Source organism: Mesorhizobium sp. M1A.F.Ca.IN.020.03.2.1 (assembly GCF_004023205.1).
Lineage (GTDB): Bacteria > Pseudomonadota > Alphaproteobacteria > Rhizobiales > Rhizobiaceae > Mesorhizobium.
The window spans coordinates 1-21,259 of record NZ_RZSV01000017.1 but is presented as its reverse complement, the minus strand read 5'-3'; the positions used below and the strand labels follow the sequence as shown (position 1 = coordinate 21,259).

Annotated in this window: 21 protein-coding genes and 1 tRNA gene; 12 read left to right on the top strand and 10 right to left on the bottom strand. The window is 60.3% G+C overall.

What is annotated here, in order from left to right; genetic code table 11:
- Nucleotides 1–11: 11 nt before the first annotated feature.
- Both EOA79_RS05080 and EOA79_RS05075 read right to left on the bottom strand, forming a co-directional pair.
- Entirely contained in the window at nucleotides 12–1,523 is a 1,512-nt protein-coding gene (locus EOA79_RS05080; RefSeq protein ID WP_126089952.1) for a hypothetical protein, read from the bottom strand.
- A 32-nt stretch (nucleotides 1,524–1,555) separates the two neighbouring features.
- Nucleotides 1,556–3,457, bottom strand: coding sequence for a hypothetical protein (locus EOA79_RS05075; RefSeq protein WP_091600490.1), 1,902 nt, complete (start codon nucleotides 3,455–3,457; stop codon nucleotides 1,556–1,558).
- A 624-nt stretch (nucleotides 3,458–4,081) separates the two neighbouring features.
- Between EOA79_RS05075 and EOA79_RS05070 the strand changes: the two genes are divergently transcribed.
- The 4 genes from EOA79_RS05070 to EOA79_RS05055 all read left to right on the top strand — a co-directional run bounded on the left by EOA79_RS05070 (nucleotide 4,082) and on the right by EOA79_RS05055 (nucleotide 7,114).
- The gene (locus EOA79_RS05070; protein WP_091600491.1) at nucleotides 4,082–4,414 is read left to right on the top strand and encodes a hypothetical protein; all 333 of its coding nucleotides are present in this window, start codon (nucleotides 4,082–4,084) and stop codon (nucleotides 4,412–4,414) included.
- Nucleotides 4,415–5,263, top strand: a complete 849-nt coding sequence (locus EOA79_RS05065) for a hypothetical protein (protein ID WP_091600492.1) — start codon at nucleotides 4,415–4,417, stop codon at nucleotides 5,261–5,263. It begins immediately after the preceding gene.
- 97 nt (nucleotides 5,264–5,360) lie between these two features.
- Nucleotides 5,361–6,128, top strand: coding sequence for a hypothetical protein (locus tag EOA79_RS05060; RefSeq protein WP_091600493.1), 768 nt, complete (start codon nucleotides 5,361–5,363; stop codon nucleotides 6,126–6,128).
- A gap of 119 nt (nucleotides 6,129–6,247) precedes the next feature.
- Nucleotides 6,248–7,114, top strand: coding sequence for a hypothetical protein (locus EOA79_RS05055; protein WP_091600494.1), 867 nt, complete (start codon nucleotides 6,248–6,250; stop codon nucleotides 7,112–7,114).
- Nucleotides 7,115–7,141: 27 nt separating this feature from the next.
- On the opposite strand, the gene EOA79_RS05050 is transcribed toward EOA79_RS05055, so the two are convergent.
- From EOA79_RS05050 to EOA79_RS05030, 5 genes are all read right to left on the bottom strand, one after another.
- The gene (locus tag EOA79_RS05050) at nucleotides 7,142–7,510 is read right to left on the bottom strand and encodes a phospholipase D-like domain-containing protein (RefSeq protein WP_164748213.1); all 369 of its coding nucleotides are present in this window, start codon (nucleotides 7,508–7,510) and stop codon (nucleotides 7,142–7,144) included.
- Complete coding sequence (locus EOA79_RS05045; protein WP_091600496.1) at nucleotides 7,441–8,427, bottom strand: phospholipase D-like domain-containing protein; 987 nt, start codon at nucleotides 8,425–8,427, stop codon at nucleotides 7,441–7,443. The genes EOA79_RS05050 and EOA79_RS05045 overlap by 70 nt, the downstream gene beginning before the upstream one ends.
- A gap of 536 nt (nucleotides 8,428–8,963) precedes the next feature.
- On the bottom strand, nucleotides 8,964–10,616 hold the full coding sequence (locus EOA79_RS05040; protein ID WP_164893823.1) for a Mov34/MPN/PAD-1 family protein: 1,653 nt from the start codon (nucleotides 10,614–10,616) through the stop codon (nucleotides 8,964–8,966).
- Between the two features lie 205 nt (nucleotides 10,617–10,821).
- Nucleotides 10,822–11,778 (bottom strand): hypothetical protein, encoded by a 957-nt coding sequence (locus EOA79_RS05035; RefSeq protein WP_091600498.1) that lies wholly within the window; start codon nucleotides 11,776–11,778, stop codon nucleotides 10,822–10,824.
- A 3-nt stretch (nucleotides 11,779–11,781) separates the two neighbouring features.
- Entirely contained in the window at nucleotides 11,782–12,726 is a 945-nt protein-coding gene (locus tag EOA79_RS05030) for a hypothetical protein (protein ID WP_189347894.1), read from the bottom strand.
- Here EOA79_RS05030 and EOA79_RS33135 point away from each other — a divergent pair.
- The 8 genes from EOA79_RS33135 (at nucleotide 12,706) to EOA79_RS05000 (ending at nucleotide 18,267) form a co-directional block, all read left to right on the top strand.
- Nucleotides 12,706–12,894: a hypothetical protein gene (locus EOA79_RS33135; protein ID WP_189521625.1), complete on the top strand. Its 189-nt coding sequence runs from the start codon at nucleotides 12,706–12,708 to the stop codon at nucleotides 12,892–12,894. The genes EOA79_RS05030 and EOA79_RS33135 overlap by 21 nt on opposite strands.
- Before the next feature lie 38 nt (nucleotides 12,895–12,932).
- Entirely contained in the window at nucleotides 12,933–13,055 is a 123-nt protein-coding gene (locus EOA79_RS34050) for a hypothetical protein (protein ID WP_268931439.1), read from the top strand.
- A 93-nt stretch (nucleotides 13,056–13,148) separates the two neighbouring features.
- Nucleotides 13,149–13,976, top strand: coding sequence for a DUF3800 domain-containing protein (locus tag EOA79_RS05025; protein WP_091600501.1), 828 nt, complete (start codon nucleotides 13,149–13,151; stop codon nucleotides 13,974–13,976).
- 349 nt (nucleotides 13,977–14,325) lie between these two features.
- Complete coding sequence (locus tag EOA79_RS05020; protein ID WP_126037961.1) at nucleotides 14,326–14,808, top strand: helix-turn-helix domain-containing protein; 483 nt, start codon at nucleotides 14,326–14,328, stop codon at nucleotides 14,806–14,808.
- A gap of 6 nt (nucleotides 14,809–14,814) precedes the next feature.
- Nucleotides 14,815–14,922, top strand: a tRNA-OTHER gene (locus EOA79_RS05015).
- A gap of 109 nt (nucleotides 14,923–15,031) precedes the next feature.
- Nucleotides 15,032–15,475 carry a hypothetical protein gene (locus EOA79_RS05010; RefSeq protein ID WP_091600259.1) on the top strand — a complete coding sequence of 148 codons (444 nt, stop codon included), beginning with the start codon at nucleotides 15,032–15,034 and terminating at the stop codon, nucleotides 15,473–15,475.
- Nucleotides 15,476–16,385: 910 nt separating this feature from the next.
- On the top strand, nucleotides 16,386–17,345 hold the full coding sequence (locus EOA79_RS05005) for a hypothetical protein (protein WP_127335043.1): 960 nt from the start codon (nucleotides 16,386–16,388) through the stop codon (nucleotides 17,343–17,345).
- A 211-nt stretch (nucleotides 17,346–17,556) separates the two neighbouring features.
- Entirely contained in the window at nucleotides 17,557–18,267 is a 711-nt protein-coding gene (locus EOA79_RS05000; RefSeq protein ID WP_091600257.1) for a YfbU family protein, read from the top strand.
- 51 nt (nucleotides 18,268–18,318) lie between these two features.
- Here EOA79_RS05000 and qatD read toward each other — a convergent pair whose 3' ends face one another.
- Genes qatD through qatB form a run of 3 tightly spaced genes read right to left on the bottom strand, consistent with a single transcriptional unit; the run spans nucleotide 18,319 to nucleotide 21,019 of the window.
- Nucleotides 18,319–19,077 carry a Qat anti-phage system TatD family nuclease QatD gene (qatD, locus tag EOA79_RS04995; RefSeq protein WP_091600256.1) on the bottom strand — a complete coding sequence of 253 codons (759 nt, stop codon included), beginning with the start codon at nucleotides 19,075–19,077 and terminating at the stop codon, nucleotides 18,319–18,321.
- 2 nt (nucleotides 19,078–19,079) lie between these two features.
- Nucleotides 19,080–20,450, bottom strand: coding sequence for a Qat anti-phage system QueC-like protein QatC (gene qatC / locus EOA79_RS04990; protein WP_091600255.1), 1,371 nt, complete (start codon nucleotides 20,448–20,450; stop codon nucleotides 19,080–19,082).
- Entirely contained in the window at nucleotides 20,447–21,019 is a 573-nt protein-coding gene (gene qatB, locus EOA79_RS04985) for a Qat anti-phage system associated protein QatB (RefSeq protein ID WP_126089958.1), read from the bottom strand. Before qatB ends, qatC begins: the two co-directional genes overlap by 4 nt.
- Nucleotides 21,020–21,259 lie beyond the last annotated feature (240 nt).

Genomic DNA, 21,259 nt, shown 5'->3' with positions numbered 1-21,259 from the left:
AGCAGCTGGCATCATGAAAGGTCGAACGTCATCTCAACAAAAAGATCGCTGTGTTCGATCTTGACCGGCCGCTTTGCTGACGTCGGGTTGTTTCGGAAAGCTCGTTTTTCGACGGTTGGATTACCGTCGCCCTGAACGATGCGTCCCTTGGTCTTTTCCTGCAACGCCTTGTAAAGCTCCTCGAACGGCATCCTCCACCCGCTTCCAGGTTCCGCTCGACCCTTACCTTGAATGGCCGCGACCGCCTCTACGACCGGTATCGCGGCTACTAGTCGTGGGTCGACCATGCGCTCCAGACCGAGCGCTTTGACCGTGGCATTATGACTCCCATGGTGTCCGACCTTGTAAAAGGTTGTCCGGCGCAACAGGTCCTCTGCGGTGACAGGTTTGCCCGAGGACATAGTCTTCGCGGCGGGAGGATAGGTCTGGTCATTCCAAGACAGCCAATTCCCCACCTGGGCGTCTCCGGGAAACAGCAATACCTGGCCATCGGGGAGTTCAAACGCCAGTGCCAGGCTGGTGTTGTTTGTATCCGAATCCATCTTCAGGGCCAAAGCTTCGATGGAGCCTGTCCAGTCGCTGTCAATCCTACGCCACTTTTCGGCCGGAGCGTCATACAGTTTGCGGACCCCCGACTTGGTCGCCTTCTTGCGACGGGTTTTCTCTTTCAGGGGTCTTTGGTAAACGGCCGAGAAAGGCAGGACTGTGTCGGTTCGATTGGCAAGAAGCGAGAGCTGGGCATTTACTGTGCTTTCCGCCGCCGCGGCGGCGTCCAGACGCGTCAGATATACCTCCTTCGCCTGTCCCTTGGATGGGGTGTCTTTTCGCAGCAAAACTTCATCTCGAGGCGGGCCAAGAACAAAGGCCTTGATATTGAACTCGTCGAGGTCAATGACCTGTCCAGGCTCAAGATAAGATGTTGAATCGGCACCAGCTTTATCCTTCAGCATTTGCATGATTTCGGCCGTCCCGAAGACGCCCGATGCACCTAGCCCGTTTATGGCGACTGGCCCGGCGAAAGCGGCAAGCGCCGCTGCCGTTCGCAAGCCGGGATGCGCATCGCCTTGCGCCAGCGTGGCCGCCGCCGCCAAAGCCTGCTTTCCCTTCGAAAATCGTGCCCTTAGGACCTGAGCCTGCGGATCTTTCAGGTTTTCGGTCCAAGCCATCCAAAGCCGGCCGATGGAAACCGCACCGTCAAGGAATGCGCCTTTTTCGAACGCAAACCCGGACAGATGGTCGTAGTGCTCGTGGGTTATGACCAGCAGGTCGATCCGGTTGCCGACGGTCTTCAGGACGTCTTTCGCGATCGCTGAAATGCGGGCCGGGCCTGCCTCAACTTCGGACAGGCGCTTTTTACCGATCCGGTTCACGACCTTCGGGTCAAGTTTGGCGATCAGATCGGCTCCAGCGGCAACGTTCTGGAGGACCCCACAATCTATAAGTATGGATCGCTCCAACTCCGCGCCGCCGTCGTCCAACGTGGTGCGAATGAGGAAGCAATCGCCCAAGATGCCGCGATACATCCTGATCCTCAAGAGCTTCAATATCCCCACACCTAACCTCCCCGGTGCACCAGAGCGAACGGTTCGTCCAACGCAGTGCCGGTCGATCCCCCTTGCAGTCCATAACCGAACGCAGTCGAGCCGAAGCGGTAACCCGCAAGGAAATCGCGTTGTTGCTCCAGCCGGGCATCGTCACTAATTCGCTTTCGGACTGCGTAACGCAGGTGACCCTCCCGAAGGTCGAAGATGAGTGTGGCACCACCGCGGAACACAAAGTCCGCGCCCGACGGGTTATCGCCGTGCTTGTCTTGAAGCTCCTGTTCGTTCTGATCGTAGAAGCCGCGCCGCTGCTGTACAATTTCAATGATAAGTTGGCGGAGATCCTGGCCGTCGGGTCCTGTTCGCCGGGAGGTTCTTACAGAATGAATTTCCACGGGCGGAGCAAATCCCTTCGGGTCCCCTGGCCGGCTCAGTATCGTCTCGCGGTCGTCATACGAGATCAAACCTCGTCGGAAGACTACTCCGCACACCTCTTGCCATGGCTTATCCTCGGTGGTCCGAAAGCTCTCCGATCCCAGGATCCACCAATGCACGCTCTCCGCGTTCTCCTCAGCGGCCTTGATTGCCGTCGTCCGATCGAATTTTGGCTCCAAATCCAGGTCCAAATCGTCATAATCGGCCGCCAGATGATGGACCGGCGCCTCCCACAACAAACTGTCGACAGCCAAAGAGAGACAGCCCTCCGGGATGATACCGCGCCGCCGAAACCCTTCTATGATGGCGAGCCGATAGTTAAGCACGTCATCGGGCACCAGGTCATAGTCCGCCGTTATGATTGCCCGGAGAAAATCGCCAAAGCGGACGTCTACTGGCGGCAGGTAGTCGAGGGCGCGGATGCACATTCGCATCACGTGTTCCGCCGCCTTGCTCGCCTCCCGGGTTAATCGTTTGACCAGGTCTGGATGGAGGTTCTGGTCGGGACCAATGCCGGGTCTGATGCCGGCGATTCTGAGCAGATCAGCGGTGCGGTTCTCATAGATCGACAGAAAAGCATCGAAAACGGCCGCCACCAGGACCGCGCCGCGTTCGTGAGGCTCCGTCATGTCGTCGCGCAAGATCACGGGCGCAGCGCCACTGTGATCGTCAATCGCCTCGCGAAGGGCTCCGTCCCGGCCGGTAGCCTCGCCGAACTGCCGGGCGAGGCCGCTGAGGAGGGAGCGGTTGTCGAGGCTACCGCCGTCTTTCGCAATCTGGGCGCTGACTGCTTCCTCAAGCGAAAAATGTGAGAACAGAGCGACGATATCGGCAAAGGCTTCGTGGAACGCCAAGCTGTCTACGCTGGTCGGTTCAGCAAACCGCCGGTGAAGTCCATCCAGGATAGCATGCGTGACCTCGTGAACGATGATGTCATGCGAAAGCGCGGTAAACACCCATTTGGCGCCGGCGCTGTGCGCGGACGTCTGAAAATAGCCGAACAGGAGGGCCTTCTTTTCCCGGCTGTAATAAGCATTGGGCTCGCGAAGGGCATGGGGATAGATACGCAATTTATAGACCGGCTCGTATTTTCGCCCGTTGGGAACGCGACGCGGAGCCCAGAAGACTCTCCTGCCAAGCGCCCGTTCGAAAGTTCGAATAGTCTTCATTGCAACGGCGAACACCATCTGCTGGTGAAAGCGGGGATCGCCTTCCGAGGGGGCCAAGCCGTCCTGAGCCAGGAGGTAGGGGTGATTGAGGTCCACCGGCTCATAAAATTGGCCGCTGACCGGATCGATATCAATAACTTCAAGGTAGTCATTGATGGGGCCGGGCTGAATTTCTTCCTCCCAGCTCTGCTCCCAAGGTATTTTAATTGTTGCAACATTAACGCCTGCAGTCGCAGCCGACGTAGAAGCCTGCGGGTCGAAGGCATAGACCCGCAACCGGCGAACAGGCGGAGCCGTATATTGCCCCGACATGGCATTTCCCCCATCCCTAGTATTTCAAACACTACCGATTGAAATACTTACCGAGATTACACCCTCACTCTATTAGAAACATGCTCGAAACATCGGGTCAATGGCCGGCGCGCTTACAGGCATAAAAAACGGAAAATGTTCTTGCCGTATCGGAATAACCGGAGCACTCGATCACCAGACCCTGCCGGTTTACTTTCTGAAGAACGGTCGCTTTCGGGTCGTCATCACCGGGCTAGCGCGTCGCCGCCCGTCCGCACACTTCTTCTAAACCGTTCGCACTCCTGGGCTGACCTGTAGCATCCCATCTGAACGCTTGTTCAGGACGTTCAAGCCGCTTTATCAATCCCCGAAACCGCAGGCATCGTCTTCCCTAGCTGCTCCGTCGGCGGGTGACGCAGCAAGGCCGTTGATTGCTGGATCAAGGCAAGCCTGGCCACCGGGAGACGACGTAGGGGGGTCATGGCTGAGTTATCGAGTCCGTCGACATCTCAACTGTCAGAAGATGAGCGCGCCAGGATCTCAGACAATCAGCGGCGCGCCAGGCGTGAAAGGGGAAAATGGGGCGATGGCTCAGATCTTATAGTCGGTTTGATCGCCAGTATCCTGATTTTTGGATGCCTCTTTATGTTCGCCAAGAACTACGATGCGAGTAGGCCTGAACTGTTTTACCCATGTCTCCTCAGCGGCACCCTCGGGGCATCCCTTGGATGGGCAGCCGGAATATTCATATCCCCTTACGGGGATGGTGAACGCGAAGCGTTTGCCAGCTTAGGAAAGCTCGTTTACGGATTTCTGAGCGGATACGCGTTCAGCAAAATCGATCCTCTGGTCATCGCCCTCCTGAAGCCGGAAGCGGCCGCGACTTCCAGCCCTGCCCTCATCTATGCGACAGTTGCGCTGGTGGCGTTTCTCACAAGCCTTGCACTCACCTACATAAGCCGCTCGTATTGGCGTTAAATGGCGATCCCTCCCGGCGTCACATTTTCCGAGGTGGGCGACATAGCGTTCGTTCATCAACATGATTGGTTGAGCCGGCTGATTGTTATCGGGCAGAAAGCGCTTGGAAGGCACGGGGCCCGATTCTCCCATGTTATGGTCTGTGTCGGTTCCGGGATTTGGGCCGATGCAACGCCAGAAAGCGGCGTGATGATTGCCGCCGAGTCAGCTATTTTCGACAGCTTAGCTCCCGGAGAGTTCCGCATCCTACGTCGACCCTCCATACTTCCGAGAGCGAGGCCAAAGCCGTCATTCAAGAACGCGTTGGACGCCCTCCAGCACGAAATCAGCAAGCAAAGTGCTTGGTTTTATGACTTCTTCTATTTTTGCTATCAGCGATATGACTACCTGCTGGGTTTTTCGCAATACGCGGCAAGTCGAACGTCATTTTGCTCAGATTTGGTCGAGAAGATCTATGCTCGCCGTGCCCCCGGATTGTTACAGGCCGGACGGCGCAACCGCATCTTCCCACAGGACTTATTTGCGATGGCTACAGACGCGAAATTTGATGACATAACTCAAGCGTTTTCCGAAGGCCGCCGGACATTCCCCTCTACCACGGACAAAGAGCGGGTTAAGCACATGCTGAACGTCATGGAATTTCGCCTGGGTGCGGCTTTGGACAACATCGCGGCGCTCGAACAGGGTGAAAGAATAAGGGTCGTTACCAGCAAAATGCCTGGAGGGGATCGTTTACCCCAGACCCCAATCGGTGAATCATTTGGCCCCGCCGAGCAACTCACCTGGAGTACAAAAGCGGCTGCAGTTGCGGCCCGAAAAAGGGTGCAAAAGCTAAAATTAAGGTGGTGAAGCTAAATCCATGGAGCACAAATGGCCCCATGCAGATTAGCCTACCTTGGCATCACGACACGGGCGACGGCATCGCCGACACGGATTCATTGACGCCGTGACGGAAGAAGACAAACCCAGTGTAACGGTCACCCTCAACGGCGACGGCGTGATCGCGCCGGCGCTTCAGGCCATCCGCTTGGCGACTGAAATGGTGGCCGTATGCACGTCAGCGATCGAGGCTACAGATCTCAACGATCTACCTCGGGACGGGTTTTCCGGGCTGAGCTTCGTGCCTCACGCCGATCAAGCCAAGGCCAAGCTAGCTTATCGCGCGTGGATATTGGGGAAGGCGTTTCAGGAACTGGCCAGGGGGCTGAGGGCTACGCTCGAGCAAGCCTACATCTACACGCTTGGTTTGAGGGAAGGACGCAAGGTCGAGACCTGGGGCGAGTTCGAGGACATTTATCTCGCGGCGGAAAAGAAGGCGTCGAGTCTCAATTTTCCAGATTTGCTGCTGGCCGTGCAGGCGCAATTGGCGACGAAGCTCGATTTCTTTGAGGAGTACCGCTCGCTTCAGAGGGCTCGGAACTGTCTGGAACATCGCAATGGCGTTGTAGGTCATATTGACTGCGACGAAGGCGCGGGGGCCCTTAGCCTGAAGTTGCCCCGTTTGAAATGTTCTACCGTCAGCGACGGGGAAGAGATCGAGGTTCACAAGAACCAGTACTTTGAAAAGGGCGCGACGATCAAAATCAAAAGAGACTTGCGTATTCGTGTCTTCGCCTTGGGGGAAACGGTCTCTTTCACCGCGGAGGAATTCAGCGAGATCGCCATGGCGCTTCGCTTGTTCGTCGCCGACATTGCGCCGAAGCTGCCGATTTAGACCACCGGAATGGCGGTGGGTTGTCGGAGTGCATGCCTGCGAGATGGGCCATTCGAACTGGCACTGTGTTCTCCGGATTCCTATATCTAACCGGCGCTATCCCATGGGGACCATGACTGATGAGTGACGATTCTCCCGACTCTCCCAAGCCCATCAAGCTTGAGGACCTTAAGGTAAGCACCGGCAGTGGTGCCAAGCCATTGAGCGAGATTGCAAAAACACTTGCAGGTATTGGGTCACACGTAAATCCTGCTAAAAACTTGGCCATCCGCCTGCAGGAACAGCAAGACAAGTTCAGTGATTTGCTCCGGCCCTCGAAGGAGGCGGAGGCGCTTCGGAAGCGCTTTGAATCGCTCACACAGCCGTCGCCTGCAATGAGGTCCATACTGGATCAGGTGGAAGGCCAAAGGCGACTGCTCGATTCAATCTCGAAGCCGGATGCCGGGGGGCTATTGACCGAGCGAGCTATTTCGGCCCCTAGAATGCCGGATTTCCAGATGCCCAGAAACCCCATTCTGGACACGAATGCGCAGCTGGCAGAAATCGAACGGAAGTTTGAAAGCATGCTGGATGTCATGACAAACGCCGCGCGGATCGGCAACGATATTCAAGCCCAGGCAACGACCTTTATAGGAAAGTTCGAAGAGGCCTCCAGCCAGACCGACAGTTCAGCCAAAAAAGCAATTCTTGTCGGCGTATTTGCGCTCGTGATCGCCACGCTGAGTCCCTTCGCCCCGATGGTCGTTGATTACTTTTCGCCAAATCGCACCGTTCCGGCGATCGAGGCTCTCACGCGGGAGGTGGTTTCTGCCGATCGGGCGGCTAGCGCTGACAACCAGAAACTAATTGAGGCGCTCAAGGAGCGCGACGATCAGGCGACCGGAAGAATTGTCGAGGAAGTTCGCCGCAGGCAGGACGAAACGAATGCCATTCTGCGGGAGCTCATTGAGACCCTGAAAGATCGCAATGTGCCTGCCAACCCCTGAGAACCGGGCTCTGGCGCAAGAGTAGCTCTATGCGAACAGCTCACGGTCTCGGATCTTGAACGGGTCTGTATAGTCCTCAGCCCACCATGGGTCTTCACCGGCCGTAGGCGCCTTTTGCAAGGACGATGTCTTTTTGGCCTCTGCAGCGTCTTCCTGGGTGACGCGGAAATGGTAGTCGTCGAAGATGCGTATCCCTTCGACCATATACGATGTCGCAATTTTTTGGTCGCGGATGAGGAGCAGGTTCTCTCCGTTCTGAAGGTCAGCGGGCTTGCTGAAGTTGTAAGAACCGGTCCACACGCGGGCGTCAGGTGTGTTGAAATCGATTACCAGAAACTTGTGGTGCAGATTTGGCCCGATGCCGGTGTAAGGTTCGACCTTAAACGGCGTCGGCACGTGTTTGTTGAGGCGAGCGAAATAGACGGGTGCAGTGTTGCCATTGGGCTTATGAACGGTGACACCGGTGTTGTTGTCGGAAATGCCGTAGGTGAAACCGGGCTGTTGGTAGCCGCTTCCACGGCGTCGGTTACAGCACCGCCTGTGATGCTCAGGAAAGCCAGGGAATAGAGGAGGCAGGCCTGGGCCTTTTCGACATCCTGGCCGATTTCCGCAAGGCGGGCACGGGCTGTGTCATGGGGAGAAAAGGTGATGCTGGCATCAATGCCCGCCAAGCCGAGCGGATGCCAGTCGGGTGAGGGACCGTTGGCGAACCCATCCTTTTTCCAATAGGCCTCGAACGCAGCCTTGAGGGGGGCGACGGCTTGAGCGCCCGTTAACAGCAAGGCGTTGTTCGATTGAACATAGAGCCCGCGCCAGCTGAAGTTTGTCGAACCGCAGACGGCGCGCGGGACGGCCGCATCCACGATAATCATCTTATTATGTTGGAGACCTCCCATCCGTTCCCGCTTGACGTTGTCCTCGCCAGCGGAAGCCTTGAGCAGTGTCTCGGACTGGGTCTCACCACTTGTCTTGAGCCCATGCTTATCGCTGTCGTCGATGATCATCCTGAGGCGCGGACCGAGCGCGAACAGGCGGTCCATGATTTCGCTTTCGCTCATGTCGTAGGCGACCATGCTGACCGTTGCGGCAGGATCGGCTACTGCTGCATCCAAAAGCGCAAAGATCTCTTTTCGGGCCTCCAGTCCCATCCATTCGTAGGCATCGTCCGCGTCCGGATGCGTCGGCTTGAACGTGGTGCCCTGAGCGACGCGGGCGGGCAGCAATGTTTTGAGCGGCCCGCGAGCCTGATATTTGTCCACGAAAGCCTGGGAAGCCACATACCCCCTGGTGGCGCTGCCGTCCGACGTTTCCATGCTAGGGCACACATGCGACGGTGAAGCTTGCGCCTCAAACGTGGCCTGTGCGCAGCTGGAGCTTCACCGACCTGGCCCTCGACCGAGCAACGTGAAGCGCGACTTGCGTTCTCGGGTCCCGCTACCATATGTAAAAAGACATACCTGCCATGCATCGCCGCCTGCGGCGTTTTGGTCCGATTGGCCTGTTGACAACTTGCCAAATAATCGTACCCTCAGTGCAACGCGCTGCACGAACGTATTTACTTCATTTTAACGCTGTGCCATAAAAAAGGCAGACGGTGATTCCACCGCCTGCCTTCTGTTTGTGCGTACCTGCGGACGTGGCGCCGTAAGACTGCCCAGACCACAGGTCCGTACCGTTGAAAGTCGGTTCTAGTGCCCCAAGGCTCCATTGACAAGCCACAGGCTAGTTGCCGGCGGCGCGCGCACACGGAAATGATCCGTTGCGTGCCCGTTCCGGCCAACCATAGGAACCGACACAGATGCCTGCAAAACTGACCTTTTCCCCGTGGGCAACGGGGACATGGCGCTGATCAACCTCGACAACAAGCGAAATCGGGCTTGTAGTAGATGATTGCGGCCGCGGCGGCGATGGTCAGCAGATTGAGCACGATGCCATAGGGCTTCAGCGCCAGGAGATTGCGGTAATAGCCGTAGGCGATGTTCTCGTTGAAAAGAATCCGAAATTTCTCGGTGTCGCGGGTGTTCTCGCGCAGCCAGTTGTAGCACTGCACATAGAACGCAGCCGCTTCGTCGGGGTCCTCGACTTCCATGTCGCGCGTCGGCGCCGGCTGCTCGAGCTGCTTGGCGAGGAATTTGCGGTAGCGGTCCTTGGTCCGCTCGTCGAGTGTCTTATCCAGGTGGTTCAGTTCGCGATTTTCCGGTCTCCCGCCGGTCGTCGCGAACAGCTGTCTCTCCTTCCTCTTGCCCAGGCGGCGGGCCACATTCGAGGCAGCGAAGAACAGGACCATGACGGCGAGACCGATGATGGCCTCGGGGAGGCTCGGCTGAACCCAGTTGAAGGCCAGCACAATCAGGACAATGACCGGGGCAATCGCCAGAGCTGCCGGCGCGAGGCGCGCCTTGATGGAGTAGGCGTCGAGGTAATCGTTCATGGCGCGTCCTGATGCATGATGGCATGGTACGTGGCTGGAGTGGCAATGAGAAAGGATGGCCGGCGGCGCTCGCTCCACGGCGACCTGCTTGGCCGTCTTGCGGTCGGTGGGCGAGGGACCTTGTTCGGCGAGGTGGCTGTGCCAGGTACCCACATCAAGCAGCGAGCGGCCGCTTTCCTCGAAACGGGCATCGATCCGATTCTTCATGCCCTTCGTTCCAAGCACGAACAGCGTCGGCGTCCTCACGCTGTCTTCTGGCGCCTCGATCAGGTCGACCACCGTGACAGTCTTCATGAGAGAACTGCAGGAGCCGATCAGAAGGCCTCCCGTCTCGACATTGGGAAACCGCGCGGTCTCTTCGCGGATCATGCCGGCGACGTGCGACGACAGACGCAAAGTCCATTCGCTGCCCTCGACCGGGATTTCCAGGAATTTTGACACGGAGAGGCGGCGCCAACTTGTCGATGGGCTATCGGGCTCTGCCACCCCCACGACCAGTTCTCCGCCATCGGCATTGGCGCCGGCGAGGCGCATGAGTTCCTCGGTGGCCATGGCGGTCATCGCCGAAAGGCGCGCGTCGGTCATCGGCATAGTCATGGAGCCGCAGCCTTCCCCGATCTGAATTTGCGTCAGCCCGAACTCGGGATCGAACAACAATGTCCGTTCATAAGGCGTCACGGTCGCGGACAGCACCGCCTGCAGGTCGGCGAGGCTCGGATTGCGGTTGCTTCCCTTATGAAATACGAAACCGCCACGGCCGCGCCCGAAAAGGGCGATCTCCGCCATGCGTGCCGGCAGCTCGGCAGGGCTCACCATTGACAGGGCATCGCGCACCAGGCTCGATGCGGTCGTGTTGAGCAGCGTGCCGGTCCCGGGCGGCGAAATCAGCAGGCGATTGTCCGCACGCTTCAGGCCCCTAACCACGTCAATCAGATGGGCTTCCGGTTTCTGCCCGAGCAGGGCCAGCTCGTCAGACAGTTCAAACGCCTTCGGCCACGGCAGGGGTGGCCGCACGAGGGCGTGCCGGGCCATGTTGTGGGGCCGCAGCTCGTTGCTGTCGGAGACGGCCAAGATCTGGGCGCCGGCACGGGCCAGATGCAGAGCGGTTTTCGATCCGACGCTGCCGCAGCCAACCAGGCTGAATGGCGGATAAGAGGGAGCTGCCGACACGGCGCGGAGAAGCGCGGGCGTCGTGCGACCCAGTTGCTCCATGGCAACGGCGGCTCTCGCGTTGGGCCCTTCGAACAGCGAGGCCCGCTTCTGCGGAGCCGTGATTTCAATCAAGAAGCAACTCGATCGTCGACGCCCGCCCGATCAGCCGAAAAGGTCGCCGCACGCCAAACAAAACGGCGATCGGGAAGGTCGCGTCATCGGTTTTGCCCGCCCAGCGCCGCTGGAGCCTGTCGAGGAATTTCGCAAACTCAACGCCGCAGCCGAAGGCCTCAGCGCGTTGTGCCAAGTCGTCAAGGTTCGCTACCGTCTCAGGCAGCACCGCACTTGTGATGGCGCCATTTGGCGGCCAGATCAGCACCGTCGCGGTGATGCCGCTGTAGCGTCCTTCGCTTTCGGCCTCAAAGGGGAAAGCAGACATGTTGCCGACGGCAGCGGCAAATTCATTGTGCGCCGAGAGGGTGTAGGACCTTTTGCCAGCGAGATCCTTGCCCTTCATGAATTTGGTAGCAAGCCATACCGAGCCGGACTTGTCGGTGATCTGGCTTCGGGCGAAGTCCGCATCGATAATAAGCCGGTCCGGCAGGCCTTGGCGCATCACGGGTTCCCAGCCATGATCCGGATCCATCAAGGTGCCAATTGCTGCGCGACCGAGCCAAACGCCCATCTGGTTGACGATGGCCCCGATGCCGAGTTCGATCAGGCCGTGCTGATTGAAATATTCGTCCTGGTTGCCATCCACAAGACAGGGGGTTGGACACACGTTTTCCGAGCCGGGCGTCAGATGGTGCAGGTTGCGCGGAAAGCCCTTGCGCAGGGTGAAGGTGGGGCACCGCCACGGGTAGTCAGCGCCAAGCAGGACCTCAACGCGTTCGACCGGCAGGACGCCGTTAGGGGCGGTGCCCTTGGCGTGCCAGTGCGTTGGCATCTCCACGGCCAGATCAAGGAACAGGGTCGCCACGTCGTCACCGACGGCGATCAGGCCACAGCGCTGGCATTGCGGAATCTCTGTTGCGACACGCAGAAAGTGTTCCGCGTGCCGCTTCATGTCTGCCGAGGCCATGGCTCAGCCGTGGGATCTGGGCGTCGTCGTCACTCCGGTCACGCCGGCGATCGAGGCGGCCTTTTTCGGGGTCAGCGCCAGCTGCTTGGATGTGCCGACGCCGGTGATGTTGAACTCGACCGGCCCGTCGTGCTCATCGGCATACTCGGTCGTGCAGATGAAGCGTTCGGCCGAGGTGATCGAGACATATTCCCGCTTGGCCCGCTCATGAGGCGGGTTGTCGTCGTCCTTTTTGATGGGCTTGCAGGAGGCGACGATGATGGCGCCGTCACGGGTCTGGGAGAGTGCGTTCCTGGCGTCCTCGGACACCTTGACCTTCTCGCCCATCTCGGACCAGCGGTCGTGGCTCAGGGTGCGCCAGGAGCAGTGGTGCGGCGTCTCCATGACATCGTAGCTGAGCCAGTCCTTGTTACTGTCCTTGTGGCGCTGCCACAGCCGGTCCCAGATGGAGACGTCCGCGTCGCCACCGGTCAGGAAGCGGCAGCGGTCGGCCACGCCGTCGCCGGCGATGGAGAACCGCACGATCGCCGAGGAGTTGTTCTTCTCGAGGACTTCGATCAGCTCCTTGTCGTCTTCGTCGACGTACATCGGCGCCAGCAGGCGGCCTTCGAACTGGCCCGTGTTCACGCGGTCAGCTGCGGTCAGCAGGCCGTCCTGCTTGACCGGGATGTCCGTGAGATCATCGGTCTTGCCGTCTTTATCCTCACCGAGGATCAGGATGCGGTCGCCTGAACCGGTGCCGGTCAGGCCCTTCTCTTTGAACAGCGCGACCCGGCGCCGCGCTTCGGTGGCCCACGCCTTGGCCTCGTCGCAGAGCTTGTGCTGCTTGCTGGCGCGCCGGAACACGATCGGCGACGACCACATTTCGCGGATCAGGATGAGGTTCTCGTCACCCTCCGGGAAATCCTCGGGCGGGCCGAGGTGGAAATGCGTCGTGAGCCCGGTCACGTGGTCGGAATCCGGGTGCGAGAGCAGGAAGGCGTCGACGTAGAGCCGGCCCTTGTCGTCGCGGGAGAGGCGCCTCTTGAGATCCTGGGCAACGTCGTAGGTGTCGTCCTCGGGATCGTCGGCGGCGGCGCGGATGTTGATGTCGACGAGGATCGTTTGCCGAGCTAACCCATGGAAAGCTTGCGGCCCTCGGCATCCTCGCCGCCGTGCATGCGGGCTACCTGATCTTCGGCGTCACCAAGCGAGCCACGCTTGACGCCTCGAAGGCATATGCCCGCCAACTCACCCTCAGCTGCGAGACGCTGATGGTGCAGATGAAATCGGCCTGAGCTGCAACGTTCCCTGTGGCGCGCACGAGTGTCGCCAAGCTGTACAGGTTCAGGTTTTTGAGCCAAGCTGGTGCGGAAATTGAAAGCCTGCCCGTGACCGACCGCGAAATCCACCTTTACCTCGATGACAGCGGCAGCCGTGAGCCAGACCGAGAGCCCAGAGAGAAGCGCCGGGACGAAATGGATTATTTCGCCCTCGGCGGCATCCTCATCAACGAGGAAGACGTCGATGAGCTCTATGCCCGCCACAAGGCCTTCTGCCAGAAGCACGGCATCACCTACCCGCTCCACTCCTGGGCGATCCGGGGCGGCCGTGGCGACTTCGGCTGGCTGAAGAAGCCGGAGTCCGCTTTTGAATTCCTGGGAGACTTGCAGGGGATGCTGCTTGGGCTGCCCGTGATCGGCATCGCCGCGGTCATCGACCGACCGGGCTATGTTGCCCGCTACCGCGACCGGTACCGGGACCAGCTCTGGTTCATGTGCAAGACCGCCTACTGCATCCTGATCGAGCGCGCCGCCAAATATGCCCGCAGCCAGGACCGCAAGCTGCGCGTGTTCTTCGAGCGCGCCGGCAAAGCCGAGGACCGCGACCTGGTGGCCTACACGCGGATCCTGAAGACGCAGGGGATGCCGTTCGACGGCGCCAACTCCGCCAGCTACGGGTCGTTAACTGCCGAGGAGTTCAGGGACATCGTGCGCGGGGAGCCCCGCGGCAGAACCAAAGCCACGCCGATGTTGCAGATCGCCGATCTCTACCTCTATCCGATGGCCAAGGGCGGCTATGACCCGTCCTACCGGCCCTACAGGGCCCTGATGGACCACAAGCGTCTCATCGACGCGCACCTGCAGCCCGAGGACCTGGCATCCTGCGGCATCAAATACAGCTGCTTTGAACGGATAAAAAACAAAGACCCGGACTAGCCGGGCCTTCGTTTTGAAAAGTTCGGCTGGCGCCTGGCGCCAACCCCGGAGCGATGCTCACGCCCAAAGTATGGGTATTGACGCTCTCTTTGTCAACACCCCGGGTGAACCTCTGGTCGGGGGGTCCCTATCTTATCACTTGCATATAGCACGGTTCGTCTGATCGGCACTTCATATTATCAAGTCCTCTTCTTTGGGTGCAGCGCGGTTCCCCGGCCCCTGAATCCAGGGACATAGGCCGGGCGAACCTTGAAACACCCTCCCCCTGAATGCAGAACCGTCCCCAATGCCCTTGCGTCATCACGGGAAACCACCATATCTAGGCGCAGTTCATCACAGGGAGCCTCAGATGGCCCAGCCAGAAACCGCCAAGGCAGACGTCGACAAGCTACGCACCAACGAGAAGAAGTGGACCAAGGCACTCATGGCCACGGGCTGGAGCGCTTTCCCCAACATCATCATCGAGAAGCAGCAGGCTCTCGGCCTCGATGCGCTCGACATGAACATCATCATCCACCTGGTCCAGTACTGGTGGCTGCCCGACAACCTTCCCCACCCCTCGGTCGAAACCATCGCCAAGGCGATCGGGGTGACGCCCCGCACCATTCAGAAACGCATTGCCGCCCTCGAGGCCCTTAAACTTCTTGGCCGGGAGGAACGGCGCAACACGCCCAATGGCAGCATGACGAACCGCTATCATTTCGATGGCCTGATCGAGGCCGCCAAGCCGTTTGCGCTGGAAAAGGCCGCCGAGATCAAGAAGGCGGCCGAGGAGAGATCGAACCGGTTGAAGCGTAAGAAGCCGCAGCTGGTCGTGGACAACGATGCATAGGCAGATCGTGGCGTAGCTCAGAGGATAGAGCGCCTCGCTTTCGACCTGGGTGGTGCGTGACACCGCTATCTAGGGGCGAGGAGGTCCCAGGTTCAAGTCCTGCCGTCACGTCCAAGGCCCACCGGGAGTCGTGCCATGCACGGAGAATCTCAATCGAACGGCGTCATATCGGTCGGGGGCACTTCGACTTGAGACTCCAGAACACCAAAATCAACTGGACTGCATGATCCCAGAATCGGAAGGCGCCACCCCGTTCGGTATTTTCCTGCTCGCCGACTCCTTTTTGCAGGCCGCGAAGGCCGTTGATGCCGGTCGCCGCGGTCTGACGTCGGGACCGACCAGGTTGCTTTGCTACCATGCGTGCGAACTCTTCCTGAAATGCTACCTCCGCAGCGCGGGCCGAGACATTGAGGCTTTGCGGGCCTTGGGGCACAATCTGCACGAGATGGCTGTGGCCGCTCAAGGTTCAGGCCTGGTCCTGCCTGCCAGAACTGTCAGCCAAGCCAAAACTCTGGCCGACAAGAACGATTATGTGCGTGTGCGCTATATGGTGGTTGAAAAGCCCGGAGACATCCGACCGGAAGTTCTGCTGGCGATGACTGAAAGCATCCGAGAGAGCGTCAGGCTGGCGCTCGGCATGGATCCGCTCGGCAACCCACACCCTTAAGCGCGCCGCCCCAGCGAACTATTCTTTTCGTCAGGCCCCGCTTTTTTCGGTGTCTCGCCCACGAAGACGCCCGGTCGGTCCATGCGAAGGAGTACGGCGCAAGGGAATACGCCGATTGGCGCCTCCGGACTGACGAATTCCAGGCCGACCTGCACCGCCGTGGCGTGCCGTCAGGCCGATCGCCTGGTAGCCCGGCGTTTGTCCGCTTCCGTAGGCAATCTCTGCTACAGTTCTCCCATGTCCCTGTTCTCCCATCTCGATCCGTATCTGCTCAACCCAGCCAACGATCCACTGGTGTTCGACGCCACGCTGGCAGGCCACGGGAGCTACACGACGGAACATTTCGTCTTGCGCCTCAGTCCCCGCGCCCATGAGCTTGTCGACGCGCTCACCCAGCGCGACACCGAGGGTCATGACGCAGCCGAACTGTACCAAGCCTACTCGACCTATCTGCACGAAACCGTGCATTGGTGGCAGCACATGGGGTCCACTGCGGGACTCATCCTCAGCCTGGCGTACCCGGCGCAAATCTATGGCAGCATGACGTCTCTTCAGACCTTTGCGCGGGGCGCCGGCGTCGCCAAACCTGTAAAGGCTTGGGCGCACAGGGCGATGCTCGACGGTCGGACGCACTCTGATCCGGTGCTCGCCGCCGCCAATATTGCCGTCAACAACGCGCTCGACATCAAGTTCTACAAGCAACTTGCCTGGTCGCCGAAGTCGATCCTCTCGCTGGAGCAAACGCCCTATTTTCAGAGCGTCGGGCACAGCTACCTCAAAACCTATGGTGAGATCGTCCACGCGATCAACGGGTCCTGTGACTTCGCGGAAGGGCAATTTCCCGACCCCGGTCGCTGGGATGCACAATTCCTCAAACTTCAACTCAGCCGGATTGAAGGCTTCCATCGCGGTGCGCGCCCACCTTACGCCGACATCGGCATCCAGCAGATATTCGAAGGCCAGGCCCGCTTTTGCCAAATTCAGTATTTGGCATCGTCAGGCGGCCGAGCTGCTTCAGACGTATCGCGAGCAAGGCTACTTTGCGCCCGTCTATGTCGACTCGTTTGAACTGTTCCTGGTGCTTACTGGGACAGAATGGCCCGAACGGTATGACAGCCCGATCGTCGGCCTGTTTCTGCTGATCTGCGATCTGGCAATCAACCCGACGAGGGGGTTTCCGCTCGACATCGAGTTCTTCGAGGACTTTATCCGCGACGTTGATCCTGGCGCGCGCTTCACAAGACTTTGCCTGGCCGCAGCCGAAACCCCCGAGCTCGCCCAGGCGGTGCAAAATTTCTCCGCTCAGGAGTATGAGCACGTCGCGGCGCGACTGAGCGAGCGATGCGGATACGATGATCCGCGGACGGGACTTGCTGCCGTGGTCGGGCTGCTCGGCGACAAGGGCCCTGTCGATGCCCTGATGGAGGAGCATCGTACGTTCAACTATGCCGGTGTGAACATGCCTGTCCGGGTCCTGGTCTCGCACTTCATCGCTTTTTGCCGAGACAAGCAGCGCAGTCCCGAATTTTTCTGTTGGCCGGGCATCTGGATGGCGGGAGACAACTTCAACCCTGAGGCCGGATCGCTGTTCGTCACCCATCTGTCCCTCTTCCAGGACAGAGGTGACACCGAGCAGATCTTTCCTCGCGCCGTGCGCGGCCGGAGCCCCGAAAACATCAAGAAACTGGTCAACACCTTCTTTGGCGGAATGCTCGTGTTCGATCTCGCCCTGCAATGGGTCCTCGAGCCGGGACCTTTCCGCTACGATTTCAAATGGCTTACCGGGAAATCCGAAAATGCTGCACTGATCGCCTTGGCGAGCGACAGTTCGCGCAGTACTACGGCCCGGATCCTGACACCTGCACTCTGATCGACTCGCCTGTTCCCTGAGGGTCCCGACGAGCGCCTAGCCACATGCCGGAGGTGCAGGCACCGGCCGGCATGCCAGCCGTGGGGGGTGTGACGCGCCCCCGTCCTGACCCAAGTAACGACATGCGAGATGGCGATGCTTGCCTTTCACCGTGTCTTACGTACAATGTCCGTACGATATGGATTCGGTACGGACTTGATTGGAGGTAGAAATGGTGAAAACCGAGCGATTCGAGCTCAGGCTCGATGAAAGCACGATTGACCGGATCGATGCTTGGCGGGGAGAGCAGCGTGACCTCCCTTCGCGGGCAGAGGCCATCCGCACCTTGGTGTATACTGGGCTTGAGGCTGGTCGGCGCAAGGCCTTCCGGCCGACCAGCTCTGAAAAACTGATCATGTGGATGCTAGCCGAAGTCCTGCGCCAGCATAAAGGCTACGAGGACATGAAGTCAGTCGAGTTGATTCAGAGCGCCATCTACGGAGGCCATTTCTGGGGCCTGGAATGGGAAATGTCGGGCATCTTTCACGATGAGGTCGACGACCCCGAGGCGCTCGACTTCGTGGTCGACACGATGGCGATGTGGCGAGCCATTGAATGGGGATATGAGAAGCTCAGTCCCGAAGACAGGCAGCGCGTCGAGGACCAGGTGAAGTACTGGGGGAAAAACCCCAAGTTTGACGGCTTCGACGGGAACGAAGAGGGACGCTACATGTCGATGGCCAAATTCATGGTCGAAAAGCTCGGGCGCTTTGAGGAGTTCAGGGACAGATCCCTGAACGCTCACGCCAACACGGTGTCGACTTATCGCGAGATGCTGCAGAAATATGCCGAAATCGAGGCCCGCCGCGGTTCGCCGGCATACAGGCGTGCCGGCCAGTTGCTCAACGCCGACGAGCTCATCGAGCTCCTCAAGCTCCGGTAGCGAATGGTGCAGAGTCGCTGGCCACGATAAGCTCGGGTCGGCGTGGAATCGTCAGTTTGCGGACCGTTCCAAAACTGCCTTTAGATTATTCAAAATGGCGCGCCGCATCTCCTCGGCGCCCAGGCCCACAACGTCGCCAAGCATGCGAACGGCCTCGTCCACGCCGCCCGGCGTGACGGGGGAACCATCTACCTCCACGAAGGGACCATCCGTCTCCGTGAGCAGCCGGTCGAGCGGCAAGGTCCCGAGGAGAGCCACTGACCGCTCGGACCTGAACATGGCCTGGTTGACGGAAAAATAGCACCCGAGAGCCGCAGCCCGCCGCGCGTCTGCGACCGATCCGCTGAACCAGTGCAGCACCACCTTGCCACTGCCCTTGGGAAGCAGCTCCTCGATGTGGTCGAGAACCTTCGACGCCGTGCGGACGCTATGCACGGAGAGGATCTTGTCCCCCGCCCTCTGGCAGGAGGTTAGAATACGCCTGAAGACGTCGACTTGACGATCGATCGAGCGGTAGTGTGCGGGGCTCGCATCGAGACCGACTTCGCCGACATACCTCGTCTCGGGCAACAGCGCCTCGAACAGGGGCAGTTCGGTCCAGCGCTGCTCGGCAAGATGCGGGTGAATGCCGAGCCCAATGCGCACAAACTCGGCGCCCTTTGCAAGGTTCATGTTCTGCCTGAACGCCTTCGGCGTCGTCGTCACCGCGAGCGTCGCCACCTTAGCCTCTTCGCAGGCTCTTATAGCCGCGGCCGGATCTGGATACAGGTCCAGGTGACAGTGGAAATCGACGAGGCGTGGTGCAGACATGCTCAGCTAGGCTTCGCCCTGACGGGTTCGAGGAAATGGGCCACTTCCTGCATCCCTCGCACGAAGACGTCAACATAGTCGTCAATCTCGGACGGCTCGTCGGTCAGCGGACCGGGGATGCGCGCGAGGGCCTTTGCGGCCCGCGGATTCCGCCGTAACCGCTCCGCCATCAGCTGAAACGACCTCACATGTTCGCCCTCGGCCTCGAGCGTATCGAGACGACGCGCCGCCAAATCCTTCACCACATAGGGTGTCGTATCCGACTCGTTCGCGTCCAGGCCGGCTGCCAGGGATGCTCTGCGGATCAGACAGGGGACGCACGTTCCGCAGTGCTGCGGTGGCAGGCCTCTGTAGCGGGCTTTCGCCGGCGAGGAACACGACATCGACGAGGGAATGGCCCGTCGCAACAGCGCCGGATCCTCGCAATCCCTGACCATCTGACCCTTGGTCACGTGGCGATAGGGGTTTTCCAGACGCCGGGCGATGCCAAGCCCCCGCATCAACTCGTTGAAGCGCGCCATGTAGAATGGGTGAGTGGTGCGGGTGCTGAGCGAACCGAGGCGGAGCGGGTCGAGGGGTACGTTGAGGCCGATCAGGCCGTTCTCGGGCACGCGGACCGGGGCGTCAGACGTCAGCCCCGAAGCCGCCAAAATGGCCAACGCGAAAAACAGGAAGGATCTCCCCCTCTGGCTGTTTTCCACCTCGCCGGTGTCGACATGGTTGCGGTCGAAGCCGAGGCGCGCCCGCAGGGACAACGGCTCGTTTGTTTTGTAATTCTTGCGCAGCAAGTCCAGCAGCAACGTCTGCGCCTTGCTCGTCTCCGAATCCCAGTAATGGCTCACCAGAAGCGGCTTCCCGCCCCCGGCCAGGAAATCCAACGCCCCGACGAGACTGTCCAGACCGCCGGAGAACAGACACACTTCGTCCGGCTCGGCGAGGCCCAGCGACGGCCGCGCCGTTGCGATCGTCGCAAAGGGTGCGGGCCGTGCCCTGAACACGATACGCCAATGGTCGCCCGTCAAGAACCTGAGAGTGCGGGCGAGCAACGCTCCCTGCGCCGCCCACAAGTCAGGCTCACGCACCGGCACCACTAGGTCCAGCTCCCGGGTCCAGCCGTCCTGTGCATTCGCGGAGCGCGAGACGCGGGTGTCGGCCGCGTTGACCATGGCGGCGACGATGACGAGGTCGATCGCGGTTTCCGTCCGCCGGAGACCGAGGTCGGCCAACGTCTGCAGCGCGTTGCCGATGCCGTAATCGAGCCGCTTGTTCGCGGCCACGAACTGGACCGTCACCGGCGTCGCGTCCGGCTGGACGACCGGCACGGCCCCGTTATCCGCCGCACCCAGGCGGCCGACAAACACGAAACGTCTCATGCGCTATCCCCCAGGATGCGGATCAGTTCGAAGGACTGCTCGTAGATGGCCTGGACGAAGGCCTCGACGCCCGCGTAGGGAACTGACGCCAGCGTGCCGCCCGCAGCCGCGAAGCGATCGCGGACGGTGCCCTGGATGAAGTCGTGCAGCGTCCTCTGAATGATCTCGACCGCGGCAACGTCGGTCGGGAGCCGTATGGACCTGCCCCCGATCTCGTTGAACAGCTTGGTCTCGATCGAGCGTGCGAGCGCACCGGTGAACACGGCGTCCAGCACGTCGGGCGTGGCGCCATCGAAAGGCAGATCTCCCGCCGCGCCGAGCTCGCCCACGGTCTCGAGCATCGCGTTCCTCGCAATGGCCTCATCAATCGTCCCGCCGTCAGGGCACAGGAGGTCCGTGAGGGCGAGGAAGACGTCGGCTATCGGGGCGCCGACGAGGCTCTGCAGGTTGAAGAACCGCAGAGCCGCAGCCGGGCCGTTCTGCGCCACCTGACCCAACAGCTGTCCCAGGCCAGTCATCACCCTGCGGGACGGCGCCATGGCACGGGCAGCGTTGCGTGCACCGCCCATGGCTCTGACGTACTTGCCGGCGGCGCGCCTCAGGTCCCTGCCGCCACCCCCGCGCGAGCGGGCCGCACGGGAGAAATCCGAGCGAGCGGAGCCGAGTGGCTTGCCCGCCGCCGGTGACGCCAGCGGGGGCAGCGGCTGTGGCACGGGAACCGGGTTCGGCGGTGTGCCCGACGGGGCAGGAACCGGAGTTGCTCCGGGCTGCCCCGGCGGGGCGGGCACGGGAAGCGGTGTCGGAAGGGG